9 protein-coding genes are annotated in these 8,953 nt (G+C 72.0%); 2 read left to right on the top strand and 7 right to left on the bottom strand.

The features are described 5' to 3' along the window. Window positions 1–46: 46 nt before the first annotated feature. The 5 genes from ACWCOM_RS12905 to ACWCOM_RS12885 all read right to left on the bottom strand — a co-directional run bounded on the left by ACWCOM_RS12905 (window position 47) and on the right by ACWCOM_RS12885 (window position 5,237). Window positions 47–451, bottom strand: a complete 405-nt coding sequence (locus ACWCOM_RS12905; protein ID WP_454549143.1) for a cytochrome c oxidase subunit 4 — start codon at window positions 449–451, stop codon at window positions 47–49. Window positions 452–453: 2 nt separating this feature from the next. Beyond that, entirely contained in the window at window positions 454–2,166 is a 1,713-nt protein-coding gene (gene ctaD / locus ACWCOM_RS12900; RefSeq protein ID WP_454549142.1) for an aa3-type cytochrome oxidase subunit I, read from the bottom strand. A gap of 9 nt (window positions 2,167–2,175) precedes the next feature. After that, the gene (gene ctaC, locus ACWCOM_RS12895; RefSeq protein ID WP_454549141.1) at window positions 2,176–3,108 is read right to left on the bottom strand and encodes an aa3-type cytochrome oxidase subunit II; all 933 of its coding nucleotides are present in this window, start codon (window positions 3,106–3,108) and stop codon (window positions 2,176–2,178) included. A gap of 251 nt (window positions 3,109–3,359) precedes the next feature. Beyond that, window positions 3,360–3,731 (bottom strand): HesB/IscA family protein, encoded by a 372-nt coding sequence (locus tag ACWCOM_RS12890; RefSeq protein ID WP_454549140.1) that lies wholly within the window; start codon window positions 3,729–3,731, stop codon window positions 3,360–3,362. Between the two features lie 84 nt (window positions 3,732–3,815). Further along, a complete protein-coding gene (locus tag ACWCOM_RS12885) occupies window positions 3,816–5,237 on the bottom strand; it encodes a M20/M25/M40 family metallo-hydrolase (RefSeq protein ID WP_454549139.1) in 1,422 nt (473 codons plus the stop codon). Between the two features lie 62 nt (window positions 5,238–5,299). Here ACWCOM_RS12885 and ACWCOM_RS12880 point away from each other — a divergent pair, with 62 nt between their 5' ends. Next, entirely contained in the window at window positions 5,300–5,902 is a 603-nt protein-coding gene (locus ACWCOM_RS12880) for a DUF3043 domain-containing protein (RefSeq protein WP_454549138.1), read from the top strand. A 72-nt stretch (window positions 5,903–5,974) separates the two neighbouring features. On the opposite strand, the gene ACWCOM_RS12875 is transcribed toward ACWCOM_RS12880, so the two are convergent. After that, complete coding sequence (locus ACWCOM_RS12875) at window positions 5,975–7,054, bottom strand: quinone-dependent dihydroorotate dehydrogenase (protein WP_454549137.1); 1,080 nt, start codon at window positions 7,052–7,054, stop codon at window positions 5,975–5,977. Between the two features lie 89 nt (window positions 7,055–7,143). On the opposite strand from ACWCOM_RS12875, the gene ACWCOM_RS12870 reads away from it, so the two are divergent. Beyond that, a complete protein-coding gene (locus ACWCOM_RS12870; protein ID WP_454549136.1) occupies window positions 7,144–8,226 on the top strand; it encodes an alpha/beta hydrolase in 1,083 nt (360 codons plus the stop codon). Here the strand turns inward: ACWCOM_RS12870 and ACWCOM_RS12865 are convergent. Next, window positions 8,157–8,951: an isoprenyl transferase gene (locus ACWCOM_RS12865; RefSeq protein ID WP_454549135.1), complete on the bottom strand. Its 795-nt coding sequence runs from the start codon at window positions 8,949–8,951 to the stop codon at window positions 8,157–8,159. The genes ACWCOM_RS12870 and ACWCOM_RS12865 overlap by 70 nt on opposite strands. Between the last annotated feature and the right edge of the window lie 2 nt (window positions 8,952–8,953).

The following is an 8,953-nucleotide window of genomic DNA, read 5'->3' as shown; positions in this document are numbered from 1 at the left end:
CCACAGGTGTCCGGGGCCTCCGCCGTTCCCGCCTCAGCGGTGCGCGTCAGTGCGCGTGATCGCCGCGGGAGTACTCGAAGATCAGCCCGAGCAGGGCCACGACCACCACGGGAGCCGCGAGCATCAGGATCCACCAGTCGATGGCCAGGCTCAGGAACGCCAGGGCGCAGCCGATGCCCAGCAGCAGGGGCCACCAGCTCCACGGGGAGAAGTGCCCGTACTCGCCGGCGGACTCGACGATCTCGCCGTCGAGCTTGTCCTCGGGCAGGACGCCGCCGGAGTTCCGGTCCACGAGCCAGAGGTAGACGGCCAGCATGAAGGACATGGCGCCCACGGCCAGCAGGCCCGGGAAGCCGACGAGCTCGTCGAAACGGGTCAGGAACCCGTACACGACCGCGGCGACGACGCTGAAGACACCGAGCAGGTTGAACAGTTTGATGGAGAGTTTCATGCTCAGCCCTTCCGCGTGGCCATGGCGGCGTCGTCGACCGGCGACTGCTGCGGGGACTCCGCGGCCAGCTCCGGGTGGTGCAGGTCCAGCGCCGGGCGCTCGGAGCGGATCCGCGGCAGCGAGGTGAAGTTGTGCCGCGGCGGCGGGCAGGACGTGGCCCACTCCAACGACCCGCCGAAGCCCCACGGGTCGTCCACCTCGATCTTCTTGCCGTTGCGGTGGGTGATGTACACGTTCCAGAAGAACGGGATCATCGACGCCGCCGTGAGCATCGCCCCGGCCGTGGAGATCTGGTGCATCCAGGTGAAGCCGTCCTCGGGCAGGTAGTCCGCGTAGCGGCGCGGCATGCCGTCCACGCCCAGCCAGTGCTGGATCAGGAAGGTCATGTGGAAGCCGAGGAACAGCATCCAGAAGTGGATCTTGCCCAGCCGCTCGTTGAGCATGTACCCGGTGAACTTCGGCCACCAGAAGTGGAAGCCGGCGAACATCGCGAACACGATGGTGCCGAAGACCACGTAGTGGAAGTGGGCGACCACGAAGTAGGAGTCCGAGACGTGGAAGTCCAGCGGCGGGGTCGCCAGGATGACACCCGTGAGCCCGCCGAAGAGGAAGGTGAACATGAAGCCCAGCACCCACAGCATGGGCGTCTCGAAGGTGATGGAGCCCTGCCACATGGTGGCGATCCAGTTGAAGAACTTCACCCCGGTGGGCACGGCGATCATCATCGTCATGAACGCGAAGAACGAGAGCATCACCGCGCCGGTGACGTACATGTGGTGGGCCCACACGGTCACCGAGAGGGACGCGATGGCGATGGTCGCGAAGACCAGGCCCTTGTAGCCGAACAGCGGCTTGCGGGAGAACACCGGGATGATCTCCGAGACGATGCCGAAGAACGGCAGCGCCAGCACGTAGACCTCCGGGTGGCCGAAGAACCAGAACAGGTGCTGCCACAGCACCGCTCCCCCGTTGGCCGGGTCGAAGATGTGCCCGCCCAGGGTGCGGTCCATGCCCAGTGCGAACAGCGCCGCGGCCAGCGGCGGGAACGCCATGAGGATCAGCAGCGAGGTGATCAGCGTGTTCCAGGTGAACAGGCCCATCCGCCACACGGTCATGCCCGGGGCGCGCATGGCGATGATCGTGGTGATGAAGTTGACGCCACCCATGATGGTGCCGAAGCCCGACAGCGCGAGGCCGAAGACCCACAGGTCACCGCCGAGGCCCGGGGTGAAGGAGGAGTTGGACAGCGGGGCGTACGCCGTCCATCCGAAGGACGCCGCGCCCTGCGGGGTGATGAACCCGGCGGTGGCGATCAGCGAGCCGAAGAGGAAGAACCAGAACGCGATGGCGTTCAGCCGCGGGAACGCCACGTCCGGGGCGCCGATCTGGAGCGGGACGATGACGTTGGCGAAGCCTGCGAACAGCGGGGTGCCGAACATCAGCAGCATGAGCGTGCCGTGCATGGTGAACAGCTGGTTGTACTGCTCCTTGGTCTCCAGGATCTGCATCCCGGGCTCGAAGAGCTCGGCGCGGATCAGCAGCGCCATGAGGCCGGCGATGCAGAAGAAGACGAAGGAGGAGATCAGGTACATGTACCCGATGGTCTTGTGGTCGGTGGTCGTGATCCAGTTGACGACCATCCGGCCCTTGGACCGGGGCACCACGCGCGGAGCGACTGTGGCTGCCTCGTCCCGTGAATACTCGAGAGTGGACACCGGTACTCCTTAGTTGTTCGTAGACAGGTCGGCGGGCTGGTCGACGTCCGGGAACTCGCCGGCGGAACCGGGCTCGTTCACGAACTCCTCCCCCGGGTCCGGATAGGAGTCGCGGTTGTACTCCTCGCCCAGCGCACCGGTCTGTCCCGCGTCACGCAGGGACTGGATGTGGGCGTCGTACTCGGCCTGGCTGACCACGTTGACGTTGAACAGCATCTCGGAGTGGTACTCGCCGCAGAACTCGGCGCACTTGCCGAAGTAGGAGCCCTCCCGACCCGTGGTGATGCTGATGGTGTTCGTGCGGCCGGGGAACATGTCCGCCTTCTCGAGGAACGCGGGGACCCAGAAGGAGTGGACGACGTCGCGGGAGGTGACCTGCAGCTCGATGTCGCTGTCCACGGGCAGGTAGAGGGTGGGCACCCGATCGGGCACGCCCTCCTCGCCGTCCAGGTGACCCTGCATGCCGGTGTCCCAGACGTCGTCGGTGAGGTAGTTGAAGTCCCAGGCCCACTGCTTCCCGTACACCTGGACGGTGACGTCCGGGTTCTCGTGCGGGGTGGTGATCGCCGACTGCGTGCGCACCGTGAAGAAGAAGAGGGACATGATCAGTGCGATCGGCACGATCGTGTAGAAGACCTCGAGCGGCGCGTGGTAGGCCACCTGCCGCGGGTAGCCGGTCTCGTTCTTCCGGCGGCGGTAGGCGATCATGCACCACAGCATGAGGCCCCAGGTCACCAGGCCCACGGCCAGGGCCGCGATCCACGACCCGACCCACAGGTCCAGGATCATGTCGGCGTTGTCGGTGACGCCCCGCTCGGTGGGCATCCACCCGAGCTTCGCCTCCTCGGAGCAACCGGTCAGCGCGGTTGCTGCCAGGACGGCGACCGCGGACGTCCTTGCCGCGCGGCGCCGGCGGCTGCCGGTTCGTGTGTGCGAACTCACAGACGGCCCTTCCTCTTCTTGTCGTGCTCGTCGTCTGCGCGCCGAAGGCCCCGGTTCCCAGAGCCTGGACACAGTCATGTGGAATGTTTCCCTTCGAGCTTACCCCTAGTCGCTGACATCCGGTGACACAGTGTCAGCGTCCGCGCGGCGGTCCCGGGCCCGCCGCGGACCCGTTTCCGGGGCGCTCCCACGACGCACGGAGGCCCGCCGTCCGAACGGACGGCGGGCCTCTCGGGAGGGTGCGGGGCGGCTCAGTGGAAGGAGTCGCCGCAGGCGCAGGAACCCCCTGCGTTCGGGTTGTCGATGGAGAACCCCTGCTTGGAGATCGTGTCCTCGAAGTCGACGGTCGAGCCCTCGAGGTAGGGCACGCTCATCTTGTCCACGACGACCTCGACGCCGCCGAAGTCCCGCACGGAGTCGCCGTCGAGGATGCGCTCGTCGAAGTACAGCTGGTAGATGAGGCCCGAGCAGCCGCCGGGCTGCACCGCCACGCGCAGCCGCAGGTCCGTGCGGCCCTCCTGCTCGAGCAGGGCGCGGACCTTCTCGGACGCGACCTCGGTCAGCACGACGCCGTGGGTGGGCAGGCCGTCCACTGCGGCGCCGTTCTCGGTCGTGACGCTCATGATGCTCACTTTCTGTGGGGAATCACCGCGCGGGTTCGGGCCGGCGGCGGGTCTGTCACGGGCACAACGGACGGGCGCCCGGGTTCATTCCCGGGACTGCCGCCCGGAGCGGGCGGCGTCGTCGAGACCCAGCAGCATGAGGGTCTCCGCGACCACCGCGCGCTCGAAGTCCGCCAGGTGCAGGGACTCGTTGGCGCTGTGCGCCCGCGAGTCCGGGTCCTCGACGCCCGTGATGAGGATGTCCGCCCCAGGATAGACCTCCAGCAGGTCCGCGGTGAAGGGGATGGACCCGCCGATCCCGGTCTCCACCGCGGGACGGCCCCACGCCTCCCCCAGCGCCCACTGCGCGACCCGGGCCGCCTCGGAGCCCATGTCGGTCCGGAAGGACTGGCCCGTCTCCTCCAGCTCGAAGCGCACGTGCGCGCCGAAGGGCGCGTGGGACTCGACGTGGCGCCGCAGCGCCTCGGCCGCCTCGGCGGGGTCCTGACCCGGGGCGGTCCGGAGGCTGATCTTGGCGCGGGCGGAGGGCGCGATGGTGTTGGAGGCGACGTCCACGGGCGTCACGTCCATCCCGGTCACCGACAGCGCCGGCTGCGTCCAGAGCCGCGACGCGATGGAGCCGCGCCCGGCGAGCCGGACCCCGTCGCGCACCGCGGCGTCGGCGCGGAAGCGCTGCTCGTCGTAGACCAGGTCGGTGCTGTCCTCGGCGTGCAGACCGGCCACGGCCACGGCGCCGTCGTCGTCGTGGAAGGTGGCGATCAGCCGGGACAGCAGCGTGGGGGCGTCCAGGACCGGACCGCCGTACATCCCGGAGTGCACGGCGTGCTCCAGCACCGAAACCTCCACGACCGCCCCCACCATGCCGCGCAGGCTCGTGGTCAGCGCCGGCACCCCGACCTCCCAGTTGGCGGAGTCCGCGATCACGATGACGTCGGCGGCCAGCCGGTCCCGGTAGGTCTCCAGGAAGTCCCGGAAGGACGGGGACCCCGCCTCCTCCTCGCCCTCCACGAAGACCGTCACCCCGAGCCCCAGGTCCGCGCCCCGCTGGTCCGTCACGGCGCGGAGGGCGGCCACGTGCGCCATGATCCCGGCCTTGTCGTCGGCGGCGCCCCGGCCGTACAGCCGGCCGTCCCGCTCCTCGGCGACGAACGGCTCGGACTCCCAGAGCTCGCGCCGGCCCGGCGGCTGGACGTCGTGGTGGGCGTAGAGCAGCACCGTGGGGTAGCCGGGGGCGGGCCGGCGGTGGGCCACGACGGCCGGGTGGCCCGGCCCCTCCCCGAGGGGCACCCGGAGGATCTCCACCTCCCCGAGCCCGGCCCCGGACAGCACGGCGGCGACGGCCTCTGCGCTGCGCTCGAGCTGCGCGGCGTCGAAGGACTCCCAGGCGATGCCGGGAACCGCCACCAGCTCGGCCAGCTGGGCCACGGTTCTCGGCATGTCGGCGTGCACGGCCGCGCGCACGGCGTCGAGGGGGACGGGGACGGTGGGGGTGTACGGCGCATTCATGGTCGCCAGCCTACGTGCGGGTCCCGGCGGCCGGACGCAGGTGCGTCGGCTATCCTTGACGGGTGTTTGGACGCAAGAAGGACGCAGACCGCGCGGGTTCCACCGCGGTGACCGCCGAGCCGCCCCGGGCCGAGGCCGCCGCCCCGCGGCAGACGCCGGCCAAGGGCCGGCCGACGCCGAGCCGGCGCGAGCAGGAGGCCGCCCGCCGCCGCCCCCTGGTACCGGAGGACCGCAAGGCCGCCAAGGCCCAGTCGCGGGAGAGCGCCCGCGAGCAGCGGGTGCGGGCGCAGGCCGGGATGGCCGCCGGGGACGAGCGCTACCTCGGCCCGCGGGACAAGGGCCCCCAGCGGCGCTTCGCCCGGGACTGGGTGGACTCGCGGATCAACCTGGGCGAGTACCTCATGGTCGTGGCCCTGGTGGCCCTCGTGGTGCTGTTCTTCCCGATCCAGGACGTGGCCACGTTCGGCGTCTACGTCATCTGGGCGCTGATGATCCTCGGCATCGTCGACGCCGTCCTGTCCACGGGCCGGATGAAGAAGGCGATGCGGGCCAAGTTCGGGACCGTGGAGCCGGGCGTGCGCTGGTACGCCGCGATGCGCGGCTTCACCATGCGCCGGCTGCGCCTGCCCAAGCCGCAGGTCGCCCGCGGCCAGCGTCCCTCCTGATCCGGCCGCCGGACCGCACGCCGTCCGCTCCGCCCCCGGGCCCTGGGCCCGGGGGCGGAGCCGTGTCCGGGCTCAGCCGCGGCGACGTGCCAGGCGCGCGAGCCCCTGGTTGATGCTCCGGGCCCAGAACGGCCCCTCGTAGAGGAACCCGGTGTAGCCCTGGACGAGCGTGGCACCGGCGGCCAGGCGCTCCTGGACGTCCTCGGCGGTGGTCACCCCGCCCACGGAGACGAGCACCAGCCGGTCCCCCACCCGGTCGCGCAGCAGGCGCAGCACCTCGAGGGAGCGGCGCCGCAGCGGGGCCCCGGACAGCCCGCCGGCCCCGCAGGCCTCGACGGCGGCGGCGTCGGAGGCCAGGCCTTCGCGGGAGATCGTGGTGTTGGTGGCCACGATGCCGTCGAGGCCGAGGTCCAGCGCCAGGTCGGCCACGGCCAGCACGTCGTCGTCGGAGAGGTCCGGGGCGATCTTGACCAGCAGCGGCACGTGCCGGTCGGCGGCCTCGTCGGCGGCGGCGCCCACGGCCGAGAGCAGCGGGCGCAGGCTCTCGATCTCCTGGAGCTGGCGCAGCCCCGGGGTGTTGGGCGAGGACACGTTGACCACCAGGTAGTCGGCCAGGGGCGCGAGCGTGCGGGTGCTCTGCAGATAGTCGTCCACCGCGTCCTCGAGCGGAACCACCTTCGTCTTGCCGATGTTCACGCCCAGCACGGGTCGGGCGCGGCCGCGGTGGTCGGCCTCGAGCTCGCGCCGGGCCCGGGCCAGCCGCGGGGCCACCGCCTCGGCGCCGTCGTTGTTGAAGCCCATCCGGTTCACCACGGCGCGGTCCCGCACGAGCCGGAAGAGCCGGGGGCGGGGGTTGCCGGGCTGCGCCTGGGCGGTCACGGTGCCGATCTCCACGTGGCCGAAGCCGAGGTCGGTCAGGGCGCCGATGCCCGCGGCCCCCTTGTCGAAGCCGGCCGCGAGGCCGAAGGGCGAGGGGAAGCGCAGGCCGAGCGCCTCGACCTCGAGGGCGGGATCGGCGCGGGTGTAGACCCGCAGGGCCGTGCTCAGCCGCACGGCGCGGGCCGCGCGGACGCCGGCGAAGCCCACCCGGTGGGCCTTCTCGGCGTCCATCCGGGAGAACACGGCCTGGAAGAACATAGGGTAGAAGCGCATGGGCCCAGTCTTCCACAGGGGGCCCCACCGCCCGGGCGGTCCCGCGAGCACCACGGGCGGGCCGACGACCGCCCGCGGGAGGTGACCGGTTGAGCGCTCCCCCGGACCCGTGGGTCCCCGACGTGCTGGGGCCGGGCTTCCGCTGCCGCACCGTGGAGCTGGGGCCGGGCTCGGTGCCGCACTCCACCGCCACGGTGGTGCGCCACCGCCCCGACGACGGCCCGGCCCCCGGCGCCGCCCCGCGCGACGCGGTGCTGTACCTGCACGGGTGGTCCGACTACTTCTTCAACGCCGAGCTCGCCCGCGCCTGCGCCGCCGCCGGGTACGGCTTCTACGCCCTGGACCTGCACGGCCACGGCCGCAACCTCACCGACTCGGTGCTCGCCGAGGGCGCCGGCAGCCCCGGGCACGCCACCGACCTCGCCGACTACGACGACGACATCGCCGCCGCCCTGGCCGTGCTGGCCGAGGACGGGCTGCCCGCTGCGGACGGCCGGCTCGTGCTGATGGGCCACTCCACCGGGGGCCTCACCGCGGCCCTGTGGGCCGCCCGCCACCCGGGCCGGCTGGCGGGCCTGGCCCTCAACGCCCCGTGGCTGGGCAGCCACGGGGCGGACGCGGTGGGCGCCGTCCTCCGTCCGGCCCTGGGCCGGCTCGCCCGGCGGCGCCCGGAGCGGGTCCTGCGGGCCCGTCTGCGCAGCCACTACTACCGGGTGATCAGCGAGCAGGCCGAGGGCGAGTGGCCGATCGATCCGCGGTGGCGGCCCGAGACCAGCTTCGACATCACCCCGGGGTGGCTCAGCGCCGTCCTTCGCGCCCAGCGTGAGGTCTCGCGCGGGCTGGACCTCCGGCTCCCGGTGCTGGTCCAGGTCTCGGCGCGCTCGTGCCTCCGGCCCTGGTGGTCGGAGCGGATGCGCTCGGCCGACACGGTGCTGGACGTCCGGCAGATCCGCCGGCACGCCCCGGACCTGGGCCCGGACGTGACCGTGCGCTCCTACGAGGGCGCGGTGCACGACGTCCACCTCTCCCGCGAGCCCGTGCGGCGGGCCGCCCAGCAGGACCTCGTGGCGTGGTTGGGCGCCCTCGGCCGGCCCGGCAGCGGTCAGGCGGAGGCGCCGGGACCCGCCACCCGGTCGACGGCGCCGCCGTACCGGCGGTCGCGGCGGGCGTAGACCTCCACCGCCTCCCACAGCGTGCGGCGGTCGACGTCGGGCCACAGGACGTCCTGGAAGACGAGCTCGGCGTAGGCGGACTGCCACAGCAGGAAGTTGGAGATCCGCTGCTCCCCCGAGGAGCGCAGGAACAGGTCGACGTCCGGGAGGTCGGGCTCGTCGAGGTAGCGCTGCACCGTGGCCTCGTCGATGCTGCGCGGATTCAGCAGCCCCGCCTTCGCGTCGGCGGCGATGGCCGCCGCGGCGTCGGCGATCTCGGCCCGGCCGCCGTAGTTGACGCACATGGTCAGGGTCACCACGTCGTTGTCCCGGGTGGCCTGCTCCGCCTCCTCGAGGCGGTTGATCACGGCCCGCCACAGGCGGGGCCGGCGGCCGGCCCAGCGGATCCGCACGCCCCACTCCTGGAAGGTGGGCAGCTGGCGCTCCATGACGTCGGCGGTGTAGTTCATGAGGAACGTGACCTCGTCGAGGGACCGCTTCCAGTTCTCGGTGGAGAAGGCGTAGGCGCTGACGTAGGGGACGCCCAGCTCGATGGCCCCGGCCATCACCTCGATGAGCGCCGCCTCCCCCGCCTTGTGGCCCTCGTTGCGCGGCAGGCCCCGCTGGTTCGCCCAGCGCCCGTTGCCGTCCATCACCACGGCCACGTGCCGGGGCACGAACCGGGACGGGATCGGCGGGGCGGTGGCGCCGCTGGGGTGCGGGGGCGGGGCGGCAAAGCCGGGCATGG

Source organism: Kocuria sp. KH4 (assembly GCF_053711175.1).
This window is presented reverse-complemented; position numbering and strand designations above follow the sequence as displayed.